General features: G+C 64.8%; 21 protein-coding genes. 9 read left to right on the forward strand and 12 right to left on the reverse strand.

Annotated features, from left to right (window positions below):
- Window positions 1-3: 3 nt before the first annotated feature.
- Complete coding sequence (locus tag WDM24_RS27095; RefSeq protein ID WP_338827877.1) at window positions 4-1,071, forward strand: threonine aldolase family protein; 1,068 nt, start codon at window positions 4-6, stop codon at window positions 1,069-1,071.
- Window positions 1,072-1,115: 44 nt separating this feature from the next.
- Here WDM24_RS27095 and WDM24_RS27100 read toward each other — a convergent pair whose 3' ends face one another.
- The 5 genes from WDM24_RS27100 to grxD all read right to left on the reverse strand — a co-directional run bounded on the left by WDM24_RS27100 (window position 1,116) and on the right by grxD (window position 6,213).
- Entirely contained in the window at window positions 1,116-2,621 is a 1,506-nt protein-coding gene (locus tag WDM24_RS27100; protein ID WP_338827879.1) for a serine hydrolase, read from the reverse strand.
- A gap of 21 nt (window positions 2,622-2,642) precedes the next feature.
- The gene (locus WDM24_RS27105; RefSeq protein WP_338832453.1) at window positions 2,643-3,905 is read right to left on the reverse strand and encodes a serine hydrolase domain-containing protein; all 1,263 of its coding nucleotides are present in this window, start codon (window positions 3,903-3,905) and stop codon (window positions 2,643-2,645) included.
- A 97-nt stretch (window positions 3,906-4,002) separates the two neighbouring features.
- The gene (locus WDM24_RS27110) at window positions 4,003-5,283 is read right to left on the reverse strand and encodes a serine hydrolase domain-containing protein (RefSeq protein ID WP_338827881.1); all 1,281 of its coding nucleotides are present in this window, start codon (window positions 5,281-5,283) and stop codon (window positions 4,003-4,005) included.
- Between the two features lie 49 nt (window positions 5,284-5,332).
- Window positions 5,333-5,884 (reverse strand): O-acetyl-ADP-ribose deacetylase, encoded by a 552-nt coding sequence (locus WDM24_RS27115; protein WP_166307171.1) that lies wholly within the window; start codon window positions 5,882-5,884, stop codon window positions 5,333-5,335.
- Complete coding sequence (gene grxD, locus WDM24_RS27120; RefSeq protein ID WP_166298133.1) at window positions 5,881-6,213, reverse strand: Grx4 family monothiol glutaredoxin; 333 nt, start codon at window positions 6,211-6,213, stop codon at window positions 5,881-5,883. Before grxD ends, WDM24_RS27115 begins: the two co-directional genes overlap by 4 nt.
- 294 nt (window positions 6,214-6,507) lie before the next feature.
- Here grxD and egtB point away from each other — a divergent pair, with 294 nt between their 5' ends.
- Genes egtB through WDM24_RS27135 form a run of 3 tightly spaced genes read left to right on the forward strand, consistent with a single transcriptional unit; the run spans window position 6,508 to window position 9,216 of the window.
- A complete protein-coding gene (gene egtB, locus WDM24_RS27125; protein WP_338827883.1) occupies window positions 6,508-7,761 on the forward strand; it encodes an ergothioneine biosynthesis protein EgtB in 1,254 nt (417 codons plus the stop codon).
- A 53-nt stretch (window positions 7,762-7,814) separates the two neighbouring features.
- Window positions 7,815-8,783 (forward strand): L-histidine N(alpha)-methyltransferase, encoded by a 969-nt coding sequence (gene egtD / locus WDM24_RS27130; protein WP_338827884.1) that lies wholly within the window; start codon window positions 7,815-7,817, stop codon window positions 8,781-8,783.
- Between the two features lie 34 nt (window positions 8,784-8,817).
- Window positions 8,818-9,216: a DUF4345 domain-containing protein gene (locus WDM24_RS27135; protein WP_338827887.1), complete on the forward strand. Its 399-nt coding sequence runs from the start codon at window positions 8,818-8,820 to the stop codon at window positions 9,214-9,216.
- A gap of 12 nt (window positions 9,217-9,228) precedes the next feature.
- On the opposite strand, the gene WDM24_RS27140 is transcribed toward WDM24_RS27135, so the two are convergent.
- From WDM24_RS27140 to WDM24_RS27150, 3 genes are read right to left on the reverse strand one after another with little or no spacing between them, the layout of a single operon-like run.
- Window positions 9,229-9,651 (reverse strand): hypothetical protein, encoded by a 423-nt coding sequence (locus WDM24_RS27140; protein ID WP_338827889.1) that lies wholly within the window; start codon window positions 9,649-9,651, stop codon window positions 9,229-9,231.
- Window positions 9,652-9,658: 7 nt separating this feature from the next.
- Window positions 9,659-10,840: a low temperature requirement protein A gene (locus tag WDM24_RS27145; protein ID WP_338827891.1), complete on the reverse strand. Its 1,182-nt coding sequence runs from the start codon at window positions 10,838-10,840 to the stop codon at window positions 9,659-9,661.
- A gap of 30 nt (window positions 10,841-10,870) precedes the next feature.
- Entirely contained in the window at window positions 10,871-11,107 is a 237-nt protein-coding gene (locus WDM24_RS27150) for a BolA family protein (RefSeq protein ID WP_016843470.1), read from the reverse strand.
- A gap of 187 nt (window positions 11,108-11,294) precedes the next feature.
- On the opposite strand from WDM24_RS27150, the gene WDM24_RS27155 reads away from it, so the two are divergent.
- Window positions 11,295-11,654, forward strand: a complete 360-nt coding sequence (locus WDM24_RS27155) for a DUF427 domain-containing protein (RefSeq protein ID WP_016843469.1) — start codon at window positions 11,295-11,297, stop codon at window positions 11,652-11,654.
- A gap of 89 nt (window positions 11,655-11,743) precedes the next feature.
- On the opposite strand, the gene WDM24_RS27160 is transcribed toward WDM24_RS27155, so the two are convergent.
- Window positions 11,744-11,917, reverse strand: coding sequence for a DUF1328 domain-containing protein (locus tag WDM24_RS27160; protein ID WP_166298137.1), 174 nt, complete (start codon window positions 11,915-11,917; stop codon window positions 11,744-11,746).
- A 188-nt stretch (window positions 11,918-12,105) separates the two neighbouring features.
- On the opposite strand from WDM24_RS27160, the gene WDM24_RS27165 reads away from it, so the two are divergent.
- Both WDM24_RS27165 and WDM24_RS27170 read left to right on the forward strand, forming a co-directional pair.
- The gene (locus tag WDM24_RS27165; protein ID WP_166298138.1) at window positions 12,106-13,290 is read left to right on the forward strand and encodes an acyltransferase family protein; all 1,185 of its coding nucleotides are present in this window, start codon (window positions 12,106-12,108) and stop codon (window positions 13,288-13,290) included.
- 199 nt (window positions 13,291-13,489) lie between these two features.
- The gene (locus tag WDM24_RS27170) at window positions 13,490-13,750 is read left to right on the forward strand and encodes a GlsB/YeaQ/YmgE family stress response membrane protein (protein WP_338827894.1); all 261 of its coding nucleotides are present in this window, start codon (window positions 13,490-13,492) and stop codon (window positions 13,748-13,750) included.
- A gap of 169 nt (window positions 13,751-13,919) precedes the next feature.
- On the opposite strand, the gene purL is transcribed toward WDM24_RS27170, so the two are convergent.
- Window positions 13,920-16,139 (reverse strand): phosphoribosylformylglycinamidine synthase subunit PurL, encoded by a 2,220-nt coding sequence (gene purL / locus WDM24_RS27175; RefSeq protein ID WP_338827896.1) that lies wholly within the window; start codon window positions 16,137-16,139, stop codon window positions 13,920-13,922.
- Between the two features lie 249 nt (window positions 16,140-16,388).
- Between purL and WDM24_RS27180 the strand changes: the two genes are divergently transcribed.
- Window positions 16,389-16,862, forward strand: coding sequence for a PaaI family thioesterase (locus tag WDM24_RS27180; RefSeq protein WP_166298141.1), 474 nt, complete (start codon window positions 16,389-16,391; stop codon window positions 16,860-16,862).
- Window positions 16,863-16,954: 92 nt separating this feature from the next.
- Entirely contained in the window at window positions 16,955-17,932 is a 978-nt protein-coding gene (locus tag WDM24_RS27185) for a DMT family transporter (RefSeq protein WP_338827898.1), read from the forward strand.
- A gap of 7 nt (window positions 17,933-17,939) precedes the next feature.
- Here WDM24_RS27185 and WDM24_RS27190 read toward each other — a convergent pair whose 3' ends face one another.
- Together WDM24_RS27190 and WDM24_RS27195 are read right to left on the reverse strand one after the other, a co-directional pair.
- Window positions 17,940-18,677 carry a tetratricopeptide repeat protein gene (locus tag WDM24_RS27190; protein WP_338827900.1) on the reverse strand — a complete coding sequence of 246 codons (738 nt, stop codon included), beginning with the start codon at window positions 18,675-18,677 and terminating at the stop codon, window positions 17,940-17,942.
- A 201-nt stretch (window positions 18,678-18,878) separates the two neighbouring features.
- A complete protein-coding gene (locus WDM24_RS27195; protein ID WP_338827902.1) occupies window positions 18,879-19,841 on the reverse strand; it encodes a tripartite tricarboxylate transporter substrate binding protein BugD in 963 nt (320 codons plus the stop codon).
- Window position 19,842 lies beyond the last annotated feature (1 nt).

Below are 19,842 nucleotides of genomic sequence, written 5' to 3' on the forward strand. Positions count from 1 at the left end.
ATCATGCACTACACCCCTGCCCCGCCCGATCCGAAGGCGCCGCCCGTCCGCATCAACCTGCTGTCGGACACCCAGACCAGGCCGACGCCGGCGATGCGCGAGGCGATGGCGAAGGCTGAGGTCGGCGACGAGCAGGTTGGCGACGATCCGACCACCAATGAGCTCTGCGCCCGCGTCGCCGATCTGCTCGGCAAGGGGGCCGCCGTGTTCATGCCGTCGGGCACGATGTGCAACGTCGCGGCGACGCTGGCCTATTGCCGCCCCGGCGACGAGATCCTGGCGCACGCCACCGCGCACATCATCGCACGCGAGGGCGGCGCGCATGCGGCGCTCGGCGGCTTCCAGATCACGCAGCTCTCGGGCGACGACGGCCAGTTCACGCCGGACACCTTCCGCGCCGCGCTGCATCCGCGCACCCGCTACCAGCCGCCGCAGGTGCTCGTCAGCGTCGAGCAGACCGCCAATATCGGCGGCGGCACGATCTGGAAGAAGGCCGCGCTGGACGAGGTCGTGAGCATCGCCAAGGCGCACGGCCTTATCACCCATATGGACGGCGCGCGGCTGCTGAATGCGACCGTGGCGTCAGGCATCTCGCCGCGCGACATGACCGCGGGCTGGGATTCCGCCTGGATCGATTTCTCCAAGGGCCTGGGCGCGCCGATCGGCGGCGTGATCGCCGGCACCCGCGCCTTCATCGACGACGTCTGGCGCTGGAAGCAGCGGCTCGGCGGCTCGATGCGGCAGTCCGGCGTCTGTGCCGCCGCCTGCATCCATGCACTCGATCACCACGTCGACCGCCTCGCCGACGACCATGCCAATGCACGGGCGCTGGCGCGCGGGCTGTCGCAGATCAACGGCATCGCCGTGCAGGCGCCGGAGACCAACCTAGTCTTCTTCAAGCCTGACGGCGCCGGCGTATCAGGCGACAAAATGGTCGCCGAGCTGCGCAAGCGCGGCGTGACGCTGGCGATGATGGATGGCCGGATCAGGGCCTGCACGCATCTCGATGTCACGGCGGCGATGATCGAGGAGATGATCGGCCACGTCAGGGACATCGTGCGCGCGGCGTAGCCCCCACAGCCCGGATGGAGCTCCACAAAATCCGGGCTACCAGACTACGGCAACCGCTTTCCGACGTAATCGGTTCCTTCCTGGTGAAGGGTCACTTGCATTGCCGCGTTCTGACCGTCCGTGTCGAATGACAGCACGGCATCGACGACCTTGAAAAAGAACTCGCGATCGCTGGCGGCGAAGATTTCGCGCCGCTCCCGCCCTGTCGCCTCGCTGAACAGGCGATCTCCTTCCCTTGTAACGTGGATCGAAAATTCGGGCGTGAACCGATAGGTCCCGACCAGACGGTCCAGCGCCTGCGGGCTCACCGTGGCGAGCTTCCCGACCTTGGCCTGACGATCCGGCCAGCCGTACTCGGCCGCGATGCTGCGCAGGATTTCGTCGACGAGGATCCGCCCGCCCCAGCCGTTGGTCATGACAACAGCGCCATCGCCATTCTCGAAAATGACCATGGTGTCGATGAAGCCCTCGTTCACCCCGTTGTGCCAGAATTGCCGGTTGGGCGCCGAGCCGCGAACCAGCCAGCCCATCCCACGTCGTCCTATCCCGGGGGGTAGCCCGTCGGCACTGCCCAGAACCGGCGAAAGCATCTCGGCCGTCATCGATTGCGACAGAACGGGATTGCTCCGACCGGCCAACGAATCCAGCAGGGCGAGCAAGAGACGGGCGAGATCGCTCGGCGTCGTCCATAATCCCGCCGCGGCCAGCTCGGGATAGACATGCGCCCCTCCGGGCACCGGCGCGCCGTCCGCCCGGTACGGCGTCGCGGCCATCGGCAAACGAGCCGCAGGCAATGGCTGCGCGAAGCTGGAATGCGTCATGGCGAGCGGCTTGAAGACAATGTCATCGAGCAGCGCCGGAAACGGCCGCCCCGTCACGTCGATGAGCAATTGCTGGACGATCGTGTAGCCGCCGCCGGAATATTCAGTCTGCTTGCCGGGTTCGTGCTCGACCCGAACGGGCGCAGTGTTCGCAGGCGGCCTGCCGTCGAGGATCTCGACAAGCGAGGGGACCGGCTGGCCGGCCTGATAGCCCGGGTAGAAGGGCACGTTCGTTCCGGCCGTATGGCTCAGCAACCGCCGAACCGTCACCTGGGATTGGGAATACGGATGGTGCGGGATCTTCCAGCTCTTGAGCGCGACGTTGACGTCGGCATCGAGATCGAGCTTGCCGGCCTGAACGAGCGCGAGCGCGGCAATGGCGGTCACCGGTTTGCTGATCGAGGCCGCCTGGAACAGCGTTTCCGGCACCAAGGGCGGACCGCCGATGGCGACAGAGCCAAAACCGCGCGCCCATTCGATGGCGCCGCCATGAATCACCGCGATGCTGACACCGGGAACGTGCAGTTCGTTCATGCGATCGGACAACGTCATCGGCGCATCGCCATCGACGACGATCGCCGTCCTCAGGCCGTTTACGACGTGGTCGATCCGCTGCACGACGTCGGCATCACCCCGTTCTTCGGCCAGAACGGGCCGACACGCGGCCACCGCGGCAAGCGTGACGGCCACCAGGATGAGCTTGCGGAAGGTGAATGTCATTGCCTGCATGACCACCTCCGCCCACCACCTCTAGCGCCCCATCGCCTGGTAGATCAGCAGCTTGAGCTCCTGCTGGATCCGGCCGCGCTGTGATGGCGTCTGCACCATGAAGATTCCGAACAGATCGTCTGCGGGATCGATGAAGAAGAACGTGCCCCCGACACCGTCCCAGCGATACTCGCCCAATGGCCACGACGTGTTCGGCGGCACCGAGGTGCGGACCGCGAAGCCTAGGCCGAAGCCGGAGTTCGGACCCGGGTAATAGTTCTTGTCGCGCACGACCCCGGTCTCCGGACCGATATGGTCCGACGCCATCAGCGCGATGGTCTCCGGCTTCAGATAGCGCCGGCCGTCATAGCTGCCGCCGTTGAGAAGCATCTGCGAGAAGCGAGCATAGTCGCCGATGGTGCCGACCATCCCGCCACCGCCGGATTCCCAGCGCAGCGGCTTGCGCGGGTCGCGAATTTCGGCCACCGGACTGATGGTGCGATCCTTCGGCATCGGCTCGGCGACCAGCGGCCATTTGGCGCGGTCGGCGACATAGAACGCGGTTTCGTTCATCCCGAGCGGACCGAGCAGCCGCTCCTTCTCGACCTGAAACAGGGATTTCCCTGTGATCACTTCGATGATGCGGCCGAGCACGTCGGTGGAATGACCGTAGTCCCATTGCGTACCGGGTTGCTCAGCAAGCGGCAGCGCCGCGAGCCGCGCCACGAACTCGGCATTGTCGGGATCGTTGTTGAACAGGCCAGCATCGGCGTAGGTCGTGTTCACGATACCACCACCGTAATAGCCGTACGGCAGGCCGGCGGTGTGGCGCATCAGGTCCTCGATGGTGACGGGACGCTTGAGCGGCGCCAGCATCATCGTCGCCTTGCCCTCATCGCCGCGCTTTTCCACGCCGACCTTCATGCCGGCAAAGGCCGGGATGTATTTCGACACGGGATCGCTGAGCGCGAGCTTGCCTTCCTCGACCAGCATCATCGCGATGACGGTGGTGATCGGCTTCGACATCGAATAGAGGCGGAAGATGGTATCCGCGCTCATCGAGAGCTCGGTGGCGACGTCGCGAACCCCGAACTTCTCGTAATAGACCGGCTTGCCGTGCTGCTGCAGCAGCAGGATCGCGCCGGGAATCTTGCCGGTTACGATCTCGTTCCTGACATAGTCGGAGACCTTGGCGAGGCCTTCCGGCGAGAAGCTGTGCGCGGCCGGCCCCGCGGCGCCGGCCTTCGCACCCGTTGCGACGAACGCGACCGCGAGTGCCGCGACGACTGCGCGGCACCCACGCATGTAAGAGCATGACCGGTTGAATCCGGTCATGCTCTTGTTCCTTTGTTTTGACGCGTTTTCTCCACGCGAACCGGTATCCACTTCGCTCGAAAACGCTCTAGTTTTCCATGGCTTCATAGACGAGCAGCTTCAGCGTCCGCTGGACGCGCTGGCGCTCGGTCGGCGTCTGCTCCAGGAGGATGAAGAAGAAGTCCTGCTTGCGGTCGATGACGAAATAGCAGCCGCTGGCGCCATCCCATTTCAGTTCGCCGAGATCGCCGGGCGGCGGCGGCTTGGCGTTGCCGGGATCGGTGCGCACCCCGATCCCGAGCCCGAAACCGAAGCCGTCGCCGGGGAAGTAGAAAACGTCGCGCCCGACGCCGGAGCCCGGGCCGACCTGGTCGGTCGTCAGCTGCTTGAACGTCTCGGGCTTCAAAATGGTCTTGCCGTCGAGGGTGCCGCCATTGAGCAGCATCTGCGCGAAGCGCGAATAATCCGCCATGGTCGAGACCATGCCGCCGCTGGCGGACGCCCATTTCTTGACCTTGGTCGGATCGTTGACCCGGCCGACCCGGAAATCGCTGTCGTTCGGCATCGGCTCGGCCATCAGCTTCTGCTTCTCGGGATCGGTGACGAAGAAGCGGGTGTCGTTCATGCCGAGCGGATCGAGCAGCTTCTCGCGCTCGATCGTCAGCAGCGGCTTGCCGGTCGTCACTTCCATCACGCGGGCCAGAATGTCGGTGGAATGGCCGTATTGCCAGAGCGCGCCGGGCTGGTTGTGCAGCGGCAGCTTGGCGATCCGCTCGGCGAATTCGGCGAGGTCGAAATCGCCGCCATAGATGTTGGCTTCCTTGTAGGCCTTGCGGACCAGGCTATCGCCATAGAAGCCGTAAGTGATGCCGGAGGTGTGCCGCATCAGGTCGAGGATCGTGATCGGCCGCTCCAGCGGCACCAGCTCGAGCGTCTTGGTGCCGTCCTCGGCCTTCTTCTCGACGCCGACCTTCATATTGGCAAAGGACGGGATGTATTTCGAGACCGGATCGTCGAGCTTGTACTTGCCATCCTCCAGAAGCTGCATCGACACCACGGCGGTGATCGCCTTGGTCATCGAAGCCAGACGGAAGATGGTCTTGTCCGTGATCGGCGCCTTGCTGACCACGTCCTGCACGCCGAAGGATTCGTGATACACTGGCTTGCCGTGCTGCTGGATCAGGACGATGGCGCCGGGAATCTTTCCGGTCGCGACCTCGTTCTTGAAGAATTCGCCGATCTTGGCGAGCTTGTCGGGATTGAAATGCGCACCCGCCGGAATCTCATAGGTGCCCTCGGCGCGGGCCAGCGGCGCCGCAAGCAACAGCGCGGCGGCCGCGACCGCCCGCCAAAATCCAAATAAACTCATACGGTTTATCCCTCCCCGAAAATCACAAGGAAGTGTAGCGGCGGTATCATCAGGCACAAGGGCTACCGAGGGTGTCCAGGACCTTCTGATGAAGCTCGCCGCTTTGGACCGAGAAGCAGCAGAAGATCACATGCGTGAGGTCGGGTGCCGCCGCCAGGGTATCGACGACGGCCTTGACCGCGATACCGGCGGCGCGGTCCGGCGGGAAGTGGTAGACGCCGGTCGAGATGGCAGGAAATGCGACCGAGCCGAGACGGTTGGCGTGGCAAAGCTCGATGCCGCGGCGATAGCAGGATGCGAGCAGCGCGTCCTCGTTTTGGGTGCCGCCATTCCACACCGGGCCGACCGCATGGATGACGTGCTTGGCAGGCAGCTCATACCCTTTGGTGATCTTGGCATCACCGGTCTTGCAGCCATGGAGGGTGCGGCATTCGGCGAGCAGCTCCGGGCCCGCAGCGCGATGGATCGCGCCGTCGACGCCGCCGCCACCGAGCAGCGACGAATTGGCCGCGTTGACGATGGCGTCAACGCGCAGGGTCGTGATGTCGGTAACGATGACGTCGAGCCGCGCCTTGCCGATCTGGCGCGCGCTCAAGGTCAGGCAACCACGTCGACCGGGATGCCCTTGTCGGCAAACAGCTGCTGCAATTCACCGGCCTGGAACATCTCGCGGATGATGTCGCAACCGCCGACGAACTCGCCCTTCACATAGAGCTGCGGAATCGTCGGCCAGTTCGAATAGACCTTGATGCCGTCGCGCAGCTCGGCCGATTCAAGAACGTTGAGGCCCTTATAGCCGACACCGATGTGGTCGAGGATCTGCACGACCTGACCGGAAAACCCGCACTGCGGGAATTGCGGCGTGCCCTTCATGAACAGCACGACGTCGTTCGCCTTCACTTCGTTGTCGATGAATTGCTCGATGCTCATTTTCGCTTCCTTCGGGGGCGGCGCTCTCAAGCCCTAACGGACCGGCCCGCCCTTCTAACCCGTGACTGGCTATATATGTAGCTCAAACCATTGTGCATCCAAAGCAAAATGGCGGAAATCTGGCATGCGGCAGGAGCCGGGCGGCGCCCCAAAAGGGGCCGGGATTACCTGACGATCCCAATATCATCATGGGGGGAGGCTTTTTTCCTGTAACCGAACCCCTATCTAGGACGAACTGTCCGTCTGGAACCAGTTTGCCGAAGCAACGTTCTCCCCTTGAATCGGAGACCATCGTTGACGAAACCAGCCTCTGCCGCGGCCGCCATTCCCGGCGCCTCCCCGTCATTGTCCTCCGAATCCGGGTCGTCAGCCCAGCGCCTGGTGGATGCCTATCGCGCGGTCCGTGACGAGACCGAGCGCCGGGCCGCGCCGCTGTCCGCGGAAGACCAGCTGATCCAGTCGATGCCGGATGCGAGCCCCGCCAAGTGGCACCGCGCCCATACGACCTGGTTCTTCGAGCAGTTTCTGCTCGGCGAGCACGTCAAGGGCTACACGCCGTTCCACCCGGACTACGCCTATCTGTTCAATTCCTATTATGTCAGCGCCGGTCCCCGGCACGCCCGCCACCAGCGCGGCCATCTGACCCGCCCGACCGCCGACGAAGTCACCGCCTACCGCTGCCATGTCGACGCCGAAGTGGTGAAATTCTTCCAGACCGCCGCAGCGGACAAGCTCGAGGCGCTGGTGCCGCTGGTAGAGGTCGGCCTCAATCACGAGCAGCAGCATCAGGAGCTGATGGTCACCGACATCCTGCATGCCTTCGCCCAGAACCCGATCCCGCCGGCCTACGATCCGGCCTGGCGCTTCCCGGCATCGCAGCGCGGCACTGAGGAATGGTTGACGCTGAACGAAGGCATCCACACCGTCGGCCACGCCGACGACAGCTTTCATTTCGACAATGAGAAGCCCGCGCATCGCGCTCTGGTTGGTCCGGTCAAGCTCGCCAAGAACCTCGTCAGCAATGCCGACTGGCTCGCCTTCATGAAGGACGGCGGCTATTCCACCGCCACGCTGTGGCTGATGGACGGCTTCGGCGCCGTGAGCAACGAGGGCTGGCAGGCGCCCGGCCACTGGCGCGAGATCGACGGCGAATGGAAGATCATGACGCTGGGCGGCCTGCAGCCGATCGATCCGGCAGCCCCGGTTTGCCATGTCAGCTATTACGAGGCCGACGCCTTCGCCCGCTGGGCCGGCAAGCATCTGCCGACCGAGATGGAATGGGAGGTCGCCGCCCGCGCCGGTCTGCTCAACGATGCCTATGGCATCGTCTGGCAATGGACCCGCAGCTCGTATTCGCCGTACCCGGGCTACCGCGCGATCGAGGGCGCGCTCGGCGAATACAACGGCAAGTTCATGGTCAACCAGCTGGTGCTGCGCGGCTCGTCGCTGGCGACGCCATCGGGTCATAGCCGTGTCACCTACCGCAACTTCTTCTATCCGCACCATCGCTGGCAATTCACGGGGTTACGCCTCGCCGACTATGCCTGATTGAGTCCTGTCGACATCAATATCGCGCCGGTAAGCGCGTTCGGGAGAGTATCATGAATGTGCATGCCGCCGCTTTGGCCAAAGCGTATCCGTTCGACGAAGCGACCTCGGCGTTTGCCGGCGATGTGATCGGCGATCTCGCCCGTCACCCGAAGCGGCTGTCGCCGAAATATTTCTACGACGCCACCGGCTCGGAGCTGTTCGAGCAGATCACGGTGCTGCCGGAATATTATCCGACGCGCACCGAGCTCGGCATCCTGCGCGACCGCGGCGACGAGATCGCCGCGATCATTCCGGAAGGTGCTGCGCTGGTCGAGTTCGGCGCCGGCGCGACCACCAAGGTGCGCCTGCTGCTCGAGCACTGCGAATTCGCAGCTTACGTGCCGGTCGACATCTCCGGCGATTTCCTCAAGGCCCAGGCCGATGGCCTGCGCAAGGATTTCCCCGGTCTCGGCATCTACCCGGTCGCGGCGGACTTCACCACGCCGTTCGCGCTGCCCGAGGCCGTCGCCGGCATGCCGAAGGTCGGCTTCTTCCCGGGCTCGACGCTCGGCAATTTTGAGCCGAGCGAGGCCTTGGCCTTCCTGCGCAGCGCGCGAAAAATCCTCGGCCACGGCGCGCAGATGATCATCGGCGTCGACCTCGAGAAGGACGAACGCGTGCTGTACGACGCCTATAACGATGCGGCCGGCGTCACCGCGCGCTTCAACCTCAATGTGCTGGTGCGCATCAACCGCGAGCTCGGCGGCAATTTCGACCTCTCGGGCTTCACCCACCGCTCGATCTACAACCGCGACCGCCATCGCATCGAGATGCACCTGATCAGCCGCAAGGCGCAGACCGTGCGCATCCTCGGCAACACCTTCGCATTCCGCCCCGGCGAGAGCATTCACACCGAAAACAGCTATAAATACTCGCTCGAGCGTTTCACCGCGCTGGCCCGCAGCGCCGGCTGGACGGTGCGCAACAGCTGGACCGACGCCAACACGATGTTCTCGGTGCACGCACTGGTCGCCGATTAGCCAGGACCAGAACCGAGGGGATGGGGCAACGACCATGGGCAGGCGCGGGCTGCAGATCGCAACGGGCTTGCTCGCCCTCGTCCCGATCCTGACCGGCATCATCACGATGCTCGGCGTCAGCGACCCGCTCTACGCCTCGTCGGGCGTCCCGGCGCTGCCGGTGCTGGACAGCAATCTGCGCTTCTTCGGTGGGGTCTGGCTCGGCCTTGGTCTCGCGCTGATCTGGCTGGTGCCACGCATCGAAAGCGAGAGCGTGCTGTTCCGCGTGGTCTGGGGCGGCATCTTCCTCGGCGGCGTCGGCCGGCTGCTGTCGATCGTGATGGTCGGCGCCCCGCCGATCCCGTTCATCGGCTTCACCGCGCTCGAATTGATCGGCGCACCGCTGTTCGTTTATTGGCAGCACCTCGTGGCGACTGCCGCCGCTCGCAGGTAGGTGATGCGAGAATCATTGCTGACGCTGCTGCGCTCCACGTAGGGGGGCCTGTGTCTTCTCGTCTTGCAGGTTGACCAGGTGTCCGTCCGCGATCACCGCCCTGAACATGCCGTCGCCACCCTTGCCATAGGACCAGAGAAGATCGGCACCGTCCCGTCGCTCCGGTTCACCCAGCCACAGCACCAGCTTCGAGACGGGATCGCCCGGCGCAACTCGGTTCGTCCAATCCACAGGCGCGGCCCATTGCCCGCAATCACCGAGCCAGTAGCACACACGCGTCAAGCAACGCGTGCTAACCGCATTTGTGGCATGTTTGCCTCCGATCGTGTCGCAAAGGGGCCATAGAGGCCGTAAGCCGAGCAGAGTGCCCCGTGTCACTTCCTCAGCGATAACGGCCGCCGTCAGAACAAGCGCGATGGCTGCGATCCGGCGCATGGGCGCACTACTCCTCACCTTCCGTCGACCGCAGCGAGATCGACTCCCAGGCCGCGACCATGATCATGATCGCGGTGGTGACGAGCGAGAGCACCAGTGGCGACATGTCGTGAGCAAAATAGGCGGTGATCGCCAGCGCGATGAGGCCGACGCCGTGCGAGAGCTGCAGGAAGTTGCGGATCACGAATTTGAACAGGATGGTGCCGACCAGGAACAGCACGGGACCGCCGACCGAGCTCACGATCGTCTTCAGATCGGAATGGCCGCCAGGGTGCTTCAGCACCAGCTCGTCGGCGACCGCGGTGAGGATGATGCCGCCGACGATCGGCATGTGCAGATAGGTGTAGGCGATCCGCGCCACGCGGCCGGATTGCTCGGATTTCGAGATCATCTCCGAGCCGGCCTCGGCGCCCTTGTGGAAATAGATCCACCACATCGCGATGCTGCCGACCAGCGCCGAGATGAACGCGGCGACGTTCTCCGGCGTCCAGGTCAATTCGGCGAAGGTCGCGCCATCGACCACGATGGCCTCGCCGAGTGCGATGATGATGAACCCGGCGCAGCGTTCGGCCATGTGGCCGCCCTCGACCGACCAGGCCTCCATCGAGGAGAAGCCGAGCCCCGGGGTCCAGAAGCGGGCGGCCGGCGCGACATATTCGATTGTCAGCGCCGCGATCCACAGCCACATCCGCGTCTCGTGCTCGGCAAAGCCGCCGAGAACCCAGAGCACGGCCGAGCAGGACAGCCAGGTCAGGATGCGGATCGCGTTGTGGCGCACCGCCGTCCGCTGCCGCGGCGTCACCAGCAGCCAGAACGCGGTGCGGCCGACCTGCATTGCCGCATAGGTGCCTGCAAACCACAGCCCGCGCCCCTCGAAGGCGGTCGGTATCGAGGTCGACAGCAACAGCCCGCCCAGCATCAGCACGAACAGCAGCAGGCGGACCGGCGTCAGGTCGGGATTGAGCCAGTTGGTGACCCAGGTGGTGTAGACCCACACCCACCACACCGCGAGGAACAGCAGCGTGACCTGCACCGCCCCCAAAGGGGTGAAGTGGTGCAGCAGCGTATGCGACAGCTGCGTGACGGCGAAGACGAAGACGAGATCGAAGAACAGCTCGGCATTGGTGACGCGGCTGGGCTGGTTCGGCACGATGACGCGAAACATCGCGCCGCGCGGATTATCTGCCATCGCTTGGGGCCCCCGCCCGGTTGCCGGGGACTAGCCTTCCGGCACGCCGGTTTGCAGGGCCAACGCGTGCAGCACGCCGCCCATCTGGCCCTTCAGCGACTGGTAGACGATCTGGTGCTGCTGGACACGGGACTTGCCGCGGAATGACTCGGATATGACAGTGGCCGCATAGTGGTCGCCGTCGCCGGCCAGATCGCGGATCGTCACCTCGGCATCGGGGATCGCTGCCTTGATCATCGATTCGATATCACGGGCGTCCATCGGCATCCCAGTCCACCTCCGTCAGGTCGTTCGAATCAGGCCGGCTCGGCCAAGGTAAAACCTAGGATAAAACCTGGCGCTTGGGGTCTTCTAGGTCATCCCGGGCACACTATATTCCCATTCCCAGCGAATTAAACCTGCATCAATCGGTCACAAGCCATCACGCCGAAATGACCAGAAGAGGCGCAGAATCATGAAGCTCCCCGGCCCCGACCATCCGATCACGATCACGCCCAATGCCAAGCGCGTCCGCGTCACCGCCGACGGCGTCGTGATCGCCGAGACGACCCATGCGCTGACCCTGAAGGAAGCAAGCTATCCTGCCGTGCAATATGTCCCCCGGCAGGACGCCAACATGGAGCTGTTGACCCGCACCGAGCGGACCACGCATTGCCCCTATAAGGGCGACGCGAGCTATTTCAGCATCAAGGCCAATGGCAAGACGCTGGACAACGCGATCTGGACCTATGAGGAGCCGTTTCCGGCCATGACCGAGATTGCCGGCCATCTGGCGTTCTATCCGGACAAGGTGAAGATCGAGGAAGTGGCCTAAGGCCGTCTGCCGCAAGCGCCTCGCGTCATCCAAGCCTGAAAAACGTAAATGCCCGGGCATGACGACGACAGTGTTCGGCCGGATCTCCGTTAGGCTCTGAAGATCGTGAGCCCGAGGACCAGGAGTACCAGGAAGATCACGACGAACACGTAGAACAGGAAGCGGGCGATATCGGCGGACGCGGCGGAAATGCCGGTGAAGCCCAGCAAGCCCGCGATGATCGATACAACAAGAAAGATCAGCGCCCATTTCAGAAGTGTCATTGCTTGCTCCTCATTACCGCGCGTCCGCGCGGCCGCCAGTTTTCCCGGTAACGCCCGCTACCGACCACAGTTCCAAAAACGAAACAGCTGAAATGACCGACCTCGACACCAGGGAAGCAAGACAATTGGGCCTTGCTGAATCGGGTTCCCGGCTGCAACATCAGGGTGCAGACCCGGCTGGGGGCACCATGAAATCGATTGCTCACGCGGCTCCGGCCGTCGACATCCAGGCAGCACCGAAGCTCCACAAGCGTAACGTCGCGTTGGACCGTGCGCGCACCTTCCTGACGCTGGTCGTGCTGCTGCATCACGCGGTGATCCCCTACACCCATTTCGGGCACACCGACCCGACATCCTGGATCGGCTTCGACTGCGTGGTGCTCGCCACCGACAGCTTCTTCATGGCGATGTTCTTCTTGCTGTCGGGGCTGTTCGTCTGGCCGGGGCTCGGCCGCAAGCCGTGGCTGATCTTCCTGCGCGACCGGCTGCTGCGGCTCGGCCTGCCGTTCGTGATCTGCGCGGTCACCGTGATTCCGATCGCCTATTACGCGATCGCGCTACGCGCGACGCCGGAGGTGACCTTCTCCGAATTCTGGCGGAAGACCATGACGTTCGGGCCGTGGCCGAGCGGCCCGATCTGGTTCGTCTACGTCTTGATGACCTTCGACCTGACCGCGAGCCTGCTGTACCGGGTGTCGCCGCACCTGCTCGATCCCATCAACCGTCTCTCGATCATGGGATTCGAACGTCCGTCGAAGTTCTGGCTGTTCCTCGTCGTCGTCAGTGCCGCCGCCTACCTGCCCATGCTGGTCCATTACGGCCAGAACTACTGGTTCGAACTCGGACCGTTTTCGGTGCAGGCGAGCCGCGTGCTGCTGTATGCGTCCTATTTCTTCATTGGCGCGGGGATCGGGGCGGCCAACTTCGAGAACGGCGTGCTCGGCGCGCACGGACGGCTCACCGAGCGGCGCTGGTTCTGGACGGGCATCACGCTGATTCCCTACTGCATGATGTGGGTCATGATCTACATCAAGCGCGAAATCATCGGTAACCCCGATCCGCTGCCGGGCTGGTATCTTGCGATCTACGGCAGCTTCTACGTGCTGTTCAGCGCCTCGATCCTGTTCGCGATCCTGGCCTACTTCCTGCAATCGAGAGACGGCGGGCCGACGCTGCTCGACCGCATGCAGGGGGATGCCTACGGCATGTTCCTGGTGCACTATCCGATCGTGCTGTGGCTGCAATACTGGCTGTTTGATTTCGACCTGCCGGCGATCGCCAAGGCTGCGATCGCGTTCTTCGCCACCGTGGCGCTGAGCTGGGCCGCCACCGCAGCGCTGCGCAAGCTGCCGGGCGCCAATTACGTGCTGTAGCTTCGGCCATGATGCGTGATCGCATCATGGCCTCCCTCGTCGGTGCGCGGCCGGCGCGCATCAAGGCAGCCGCGGACAGGTGCGTTGCAGCAGGGCCGGTTGTGAACCGGAATTTGCGCGCAACCTGCCTTTGGTCACATGCCGCCGGGCGATTCTCGTTTATGCTCGCCGGACTGATTGACCTCAGGGAGTCCCAGGGATGAACGACCCTCAAGTTGGATGGATCGCCGCCATCATCGTCGGCGGATTGGCCGGCTGGCTCGCCGAGATGTTCATGAAGACCGGAACCGGCATCGTCATGAACATCATCCTCGGCATCGTCGGCGCCGCGCTCGCGAACTGGCTGTTGGGTCTGCTCGGCGTGTCGCTCGGCGGAGGATGGATCGGCTATCTCGTTGCCGGATTCATCGGCGCCTGCGTGATCATCTTTGCCTGGCGCTCGATCCGCGGCGCGACCTAAAGCATGATCCGGAAAAGTGCGAAGCGGTTTTCCGAAAAGATCATGCTTAAAAAGTGAGCTAGAGCGTGATCCGGAGCGATCGTGCTTGAACGAAAAATAGCGCGATGATGGCTTCATCGCGCTATTGAGGTCTTCTTCGCTTGACGTTGCAGCGCCTGGTCCGCCCGGATCAGGCGGCCGTGCTGTGCATGTAGTTCGGCAGCCAGTGCTCGAACGCGCGCGACAGGTTCTCGACCGAGACCTGCGGCTCGCCGGCGACGGCAATGGCATCGCCACCCGTGGTGCCGATGCGCGCGCAGGGCACGCCGGCCCCCTTCATCTTCGCCAGCACGAGGCCTGCGTCGGCCGCCGGTACGGTGACGATGTAGCGGGCCTGATCCTCGCCGAACCAGTAGGCATGCGGGACAATCGATGACGGCGCGGCGAGGAGCTGCGCGCCAATGCCGCTTGCGATCGCCATCTCGGCGAGCGCGATCAGGAGGCCGCCGTCGGAGACGTCATGCACCGCGGTCGCGGTGCCGGCGTGGATCATGCCGCGCACCACGTCGCCGTTGCGCTTCTCGGTGGCGAGATCGACCGGCGGCGGAGCACCCTCCTCGCGGCCGCAGACATCGCGCAAATAGACCGACTGGCCGAGCCAGCCTTGCGTATCGCCGACCAGGAGGATCGCCTCGCCCGCCGCCTTGAACGCCAGGGTCGCCGACTTGGTGAAGTCGTCGAGCAGACCGACACCGCCGATCGAAGGCGTCGGCAGGATGCCGCGGCCGTTGGTCTCGTTGTAGAGCGAGACGTTGCCGGAGACGACCGGGAAGTCCAGCGCGCGGCAGGCTTCCGAAATGCCCTTCAGGCAGCCGACGAACTGGCCCATGATCTCGGGGCGCTCGGGGTTGCCGAAATTGAGATTGTCGGTGATCGCGAGCGGCCGGCCGCCGACCGCGGTGATGTTGCGCCAGGCTTCGGCGACCGCCTGCTTGCCGCCCTCGAACGGATCAGCCTCGCAATAGCGCGGCGTGACGTCGACGGTGAGCGCGAGGCCCTTCGGCCCGTCCTCGACGCGGACCACGGCGGCATCGCCGCCGGGACGCTGCATGGTATTGCCGAGGATGACGTGGTCGTACTGCTCCCACACCCAGCGCTTCGAGCACAGTTCGGGCGTGCCGATCAGCTTTTCCAGCGCCTCGGCGATTCCGAGCGGCGGCTTGACGTCCTGGCCGCGGATCACCGGCAGCGCAGTCGAGGCGACGTGCGGACGGTCATAGACCGGCGCCTCGTCGCCGAGCTCCTTGATCGGCAGATCGGCCATCACGTCGCCGCCATGCTTGACGACGAAGCGCTTGCTCGGCGTGGTGTAGCCGACGATGGCGAAATCGAGCCCCCATTTGCGGAAGATCGCCTCGGCCTCTTGCTCCTTCTCAGGCTTGAGCACCATGAGCATGCGCTCCTGGCTCTCCGAGAGCATCATCTCGTAGGCGCTCATGCCGGTCTCGCGGGTCGGCACCGCGTCGAGGTCGAGGTCGACGCCGAGATCGCCCTTGGCGCCCATCTCGACCGCCGAGCAGGTCAGGCCCGCCGCGCCCATATCCTGGATCGCGATCACGCAACCCTTTTCCATGATCTCGAGGCAGGCTTCGAGCAGCAGCTTTTCGGCGAAGGGATCGCCGACCTGCACGGTCGGCCGCTTCTCCTCGGAGGCGTCGTCGAACTCGGCCGAGGCCATCGAGGCACCGTGGATGCCGTCGCGGCCGGTCTTGGAGCCGAGATAGACGATCGGCATGTTCACGCCGGAGGCCGCCGCATAGAAGATCCTGTCGGCATCGGCGAGGCCCACCGCCATCGCGTTGACCAGGATGTTGCCGTCATAGCGGGTGTGGAAGCGCACCTGGCCGCCGACCGTCGGCACGCCGAACGAATTGCCGTAGCCGCCGACGCCCGCCACCACGCCCGACACCAGATGCCGAGTCTTGGGGTGCTCGGGCGCGCCGAAGCTCAGCGCGTTCAGGCAGGCGATCGGGCGCGCGCCCATGGTGAAGACGTCGCGCAGGATGCCGCCGACGCCGGTGGTCGCGCCCTGATAGGGCTCGATGTAGCTCGGGTGGTTGTGGCTCTCCATCTTGAAGACCACGGCCTGGCCGTCGCCGATATCGATCACGCCGGCATTCTCGCCGGGGCCCTGGATCACCCAGGGCGCCTTGGTCGGCAGACCGCGCAGATGGATCCGGGACGACTTGTATGAGCAATGCTCGTTCCACATCGCCGAGAAGATGCCGAGCTCGGTGAAGGTCGGAACCCGTCCGATCAGCTTGAGGATGCGCTCGTACTCGTCCGGCTTCAGCCCGTGGGCGGCGACGAGTTCGGGGGTGATCTGGGGCTCGTTCTTGGGCGCGTTCATGGGACCCTTAATAGGTAGATCGAACGGGGGCGAAAAGGCCTTTTACGGGGCATTTTCGGCCTGTCCAGAGCTTTGCGGCGATCAGAGCCCCGCGCGACGGGGCTCTGGATTTCTGTTTTGAGGCGTTTTCTACGCGCAAACCGGTGCCCACTTCGCGCGAAAACGCTGCGCCCCGCGGGGTGCGGGATTTGCACAATGGGGATGGATCGGATTTAAGGACCCGAACCCGATAATTGAAGGCCATATTTCGTGAACGAGCTCGCCAAGACCGCATTCAACCGCCGCCCCGACCTCCACGTCGAAACCGAGGGCGAATTCGCCGGCTGGCGGACCTGGACCCGGGACAATTTCGAGACCCATACCGGCCCCTTTTACCACCGCATGGACGAGAACGGCCGCATCAGCTGCGCGTTCCGGGTCGCCAAGAGGCACCTCAACGGCTCCGGCAATGTCCATGGCGGCTGCTTCATGACCTTTGCCGATTACTGCCTGTTCGCGCTGGCCGGCTCGGTGCTCCAGGGCCCCGGCGTCACGGTGTCGTTCGCCTCGGAGTTCCTCGACGCGGCCCGCGAGGGCGACCTGATCGAATGCACCGGCGAAGTCACCCGCGCCGGCATGTCGCTGATCTTCGTGCGCGGCATGCTGACGTCGGCCGAGCGGCCGCTGTTCACCTTCTCCGGCACCATCAAGCGGGTGAAGCGCAAGGCGGCGGCTGCCGGTTGACGCATTGGCTGCGTCCGCAAGCCTCTGGCTCCAGTACCGGTCCCGAAGTATCAGTGTCCTCGCCCGCCAAGGCGCGAAGGGAGCCAATCAAGGTGCCGAAGAGCACAGCGAAGACGGGCGGCGTGACGGCTCCCGCGATCACACCCACTCCGTCGACGTCTGCGCCGGGCGCACGCGGCTGGCGCGACTATGCGTTGCTCGTGGCGCTGGCCTGCTGCTGGAGCTCGACCTATCCGCTGACCAAGATCGGGCTCGGCTCGATCCCGCCGGTCACCTTCATCTCGGCGCGCTCGCTGGTCGCCGCAGCCTTCCTGCTCGTGGTGCTGCGGATTCGCGGCATCCGTATCCCGACCGACCTCAAGGCGTGGAAGCTGTTCGCGTTCCAGCAGACCATCAACTCGACGATCCCGTTCCTGGTGATCACCTGGGCGCAGCTCCATGTGCCGGCTTCCAACACCGTGGTGCTGGCCTCGACGACGCCGATCTTCGCCTTCCTGATCACCTGGGCGATCACGCGGCACGAGCCGGCCTCGCTGCTCAAGCTGGTCGGCGCGATCCTCGGCCTCGCCGGCACGGTCGCGATCATCGGCCTCGACGCGCGCTCGGGCTTCGGCAAGGAGATCTTTGCCGAGATCGCGATCCTGCTTGCGACCGTGTCGTTCGCCTGCGCCACGATCTTCGGACTGCGGCTGTCGGATTACGATCCGATTGTGGTCGCGGCCGGCTCGCTGTTGTTCGGCGGCACCGTGCTGCTGCCGGTCGCCCTGATCGTCGATCATCCCTGGACGCTGCACCCGACGCCGCAGGCGCTGGTCGCAACCGTCACCATGGGCATCTTCTCCAGCGCGTTCGGGTTGATGCTGTTCTACATGTGCCTCACCCGCCTTGGCACGCTCACCACCAATGCGCAGGGATATCTGCGGATTCCGATCGGCGTCGCGCTGTCGGTGCTGCTGCTCGGCGAATCGGTGCCGTCGAACCTAGCGCTCGGCCTCGTGCTGGTCATGGCCGGCGTCGCCGCGATGACGGTGCCCGCTGAGGCCATCAAGCGCTGGCTGCGAAGGCTGTAACCGCGCTTCAGGCCGACAGCTGCTTCTCGGCGATCGAGAGCCACTCGGCCTGGGCGTCGCGCAGGTATTTCGGCGCGCGCCGCATCTGGATCAACAACTCGTTGAACACCATGCGCGCCTCGCCGGTGCGGCCGACCAGCTGCAGCAACAGGCCGTAGCGGACCCGCGCCTCCGCGCCCTGAAAATACTGCGTGACCGCCTGATATTCTTCCAGCGCCTCATCGAGCCGGCCGATTTCGGCGAGCGAGCGGGCATAGAGCAGATGCCCCTCGGCGGACTCGAAATCCGGCCAGCGCTCGCGCAGGGCGTCGAGCGTCGCCAGTGCTTCGGCCGGCTGCTTGCGGGCGAACTGGGCCTGCGCCTTGGCCAGCGCGTAGGCGGGATCGTCGCCCTGTGGCAGGCCCAGGACGCGGTCGTAGTGGCTCTCGGCCTCCTCGAAGCGCCCGACATTCTGGCACTCCGCGGCCAGCGCCGCGCGGTTGGCGATCGTATCGGATGTCGCGAGCCGGTCCGACAGTTCGCGATAGCGCTTCTCCGGATCGAGCCGGTTGGCGACGCGCTTGCGCGCCTGCGCGGCGCCCGGTCCGCCCCACCATTCCGGGATCAGCTCGACGACGATATAGGCGAGCGCGCCGATCAGCGGCACCATCAGGATGATGAAGGCCCAGGGTTGCAGGCGCCCGGTGCGCGCGGCGTGATAGATCAGCGAGATGTCGAGCAGCAATATGACCAATGCAACAGGCATTGCGGATCCCCGCGAAGCGGACAGTTCATCCAAATCGCCTCCGTCATAACGTGCCCTTCACTCTGCGACAATCCTCGGTTGTTGCGCCGGCCGACTTAGCGTGAAGAGATCGTGAAGCGGAAGCCGCTACCCCTGCATTGGTCTCGGACGGAACCGGGCAGGTTCATGGGCACAGCGCTCCGAAAGCACCGCGCCAAGCCGCTACTTCTTGTCGTCCGCGAGCAGTGCCCGGTATTTCGCGACGTCGCGGGTCACGAGTTGCTGCAGCACCTCGGGCGCGAGCTCGTTGGCGTCGGGCGCGACCGTCGACAAATCGACAAACCGCTTCTTCACCGCCTCGCTCGCGACCGCGGTGCGCGCGGCAGCGTTCAACTTGCCGATGATCTCAGGCGGGGTCCCCTTCGGCGCGAACAGGCCGTTCCAGCCCTGCGCCTCGAACTCGGGCAGGCCGGCCTCGGTCGAGGTCGGCAGCTCCGGCAGCGAGGCGAGCCGCACCGTCGAGCCAACCACGACCGCTTTCACGAGCTTGTCGTCGATCGCCTGCGACACCGAGGCCGCGGCATCGCAGACGCCGTCGATCTGGCCGCCGATCGCATCCGTCAGCGCCGGCGCCGCGCCGCGATAGCCTACCAGTTGGACGTCGACGCCGGCGGCATGCACGAAGCTCTTGCAGATCAGATAATTCGAGGAGCCGACGCCGGCATGGCCGAGATTGATCTTGCCCGGGTTCTTCTTGGCGTAGTCGATGAATTCCTTGAGGTCCCTGGCCGGAAAATCCTTGCGCAGCGCGACGATGCCGAAGGTCTTGGCGACCACGGCGATCGGCGCGAAGGAGTCGGGCGTGAACGGCAGCTTCGGATAGATCGTGTAGGTCGCAGCATTGGTGCCGGCATTGCCGATCGCGATCGTGTAGCCGTCCGGCTCGGCGCGCGCCGCGCGCGTCAGCGCGGTCGAACCGCCGGCGCCGCCGACATTCTCGATGATGATGGTCTGGCCGAGCGCTGCGCCCATCTGGTCGGCCACCGCGCGGGCGATCACGTCGGACGTGCCGCCTGCCGCGAACGGCACGATCATCGTGATCGGGCGCTTCGGGAAGTCCTGGGCGTGTGCCGCCGTCGCAAGCACAAGCGCCGCAGCCGCGGCAACGCACCACCGGCGCAGCATT

Origin of the sequence: Bradyrhizobium sp. 27S5 (assembly GCF_037217225.1) — a bacterium.
Taxonomy (GTDB): domain Bacteria; phylum Pseudomonadota; class Alphaproteobacteria; order Rhizobiales; family Xanthobacteraceae; genus Bradyrhizobium; species Bradyrhizobium septentrionale.

Excerpts from the sequence above, each read along its gene's own strand:
- WDM24_RS27100 (WP_338827879.1), bottom strand. The coding sequence starts at position 2,621 with ATGCAGGCAATGACATTCACCTTCCGCAAGCTCATCCTGGTGGCCGTC.
- WDM24_RS27095 (WP_338827877.1), top strand. The coding sequence starts at position 4 with ATGCACTACACCCCTGCCCCGCCCGATCCGAAGGCGCCGCCCGTCCGC.
- WDM24_RS27155 (WP_016843469.1), top strand. The coding sequence starts at position 11,295 with ATGAAGCTCCCCGGCCCCGACCATCCGATCACGATCACGCCCAATGCC.
- WDM24_RS27165 (WP_166298138.1), top strand. The coding sequence starts at position 12,106 with ATGAAATCGATTGCTCACGCGGCTCCGGCCGTCGACATCCAGGCAGCA.
- egtD (WP_338827884.1), top strand. The coding sequence starts at position 7,815 with ATGAATGTGCATGCCGCCGCTTTGGCCAAAGCGTATCCGTTCGACGAA.
- WDM24_RS27150 (WP_016843470.1), bottom strand. The coding sequence starts at position 11,107 with ATGCCGATGGACGCCCGTGATATCGAATCGATGATCAAGGCAGCGATC.
- WDM24_RS27110 (WP_338827881.1), bottom strand. The coding sequence starts at position 5,283 with ATGAGTTTATTTGGATTTTGGCGGGCGGTCGCGGCCGCCGCGCTGTTG.
- WDM24_RS27145 (WP_338827891.1), bottom strand. The coding sequence starts at position 10,840 with ATGGCAGATAATCCGCGCGGCGCGATGTTTCGCGTCATCGTGCCGAAC.
- WDM24_RS27105 (WP_338832453.1), bottom strand. The coding sequence starts at position 3,905 with ATGCGTGGGTGCCGCGCAGTCGTCGCGGCACTCGCGGTCGCGTTCGTC.
- grxD (WP_166298133.1), bottom strand. The coding sequence starts at position 6,213 with ATGAGCATCGAGCAATTCATCGACAACGAAGTGAAGGCGAACGACGTC.
- WDM24_RS27160 (WP_166298137.1), bottom strand. The coding sequence starts at position 11,917 with ATGACACTTCTGAAATGGGCGCTGATCTTTCTTGTTGTATCGATCATC.
- purL (WP_338827896.1), bottom strand. The coding sequence starts at position 16,139 with ATGAACGCGCCCAAGAACGAGCCCCAGATCACCCCCGAACTCGTCGCC.
- WDM24_RS27195 (WP_338827902.1), bottom strand. The coding sequence starts at position 19,841 with ATGCTGCGCCGGTGGTGCGTTGCCGCGGCTGCGGCGCTTGTGCTTGCG.
- WDM24_RS27190 (WP_338827900.1), bottom strand. The coding sequence starts at position 18,677 with ATGCCTGTTGCATTGGTCATATTGCTGCTCGACATCTCGCTGATCTAT.
- WDM24_RS27135 (WP_338827887.1), top strand. The coding sequence starts at position 8,818 with ATGGGCAGGCGCGGGCTGCAGATCGCAACGGGCTTGCTCGCCCTCGTC.
- WDM24_RS27170 (WP_338827894.1), top strand. The coding sequence starts at position 13,490 with ATGAACGACCCTCAAGTTGGATGGATCGCCGCCATCATCGTCGGCGGA.
- WDM24_RS27140 (WP_338827889.1), bottom strand. The coding sequence starts at position 9,651 with ATGCGCCGGATCGCAGCCATCGCGCTTGTTCTGACGGCGGCCGTTATC.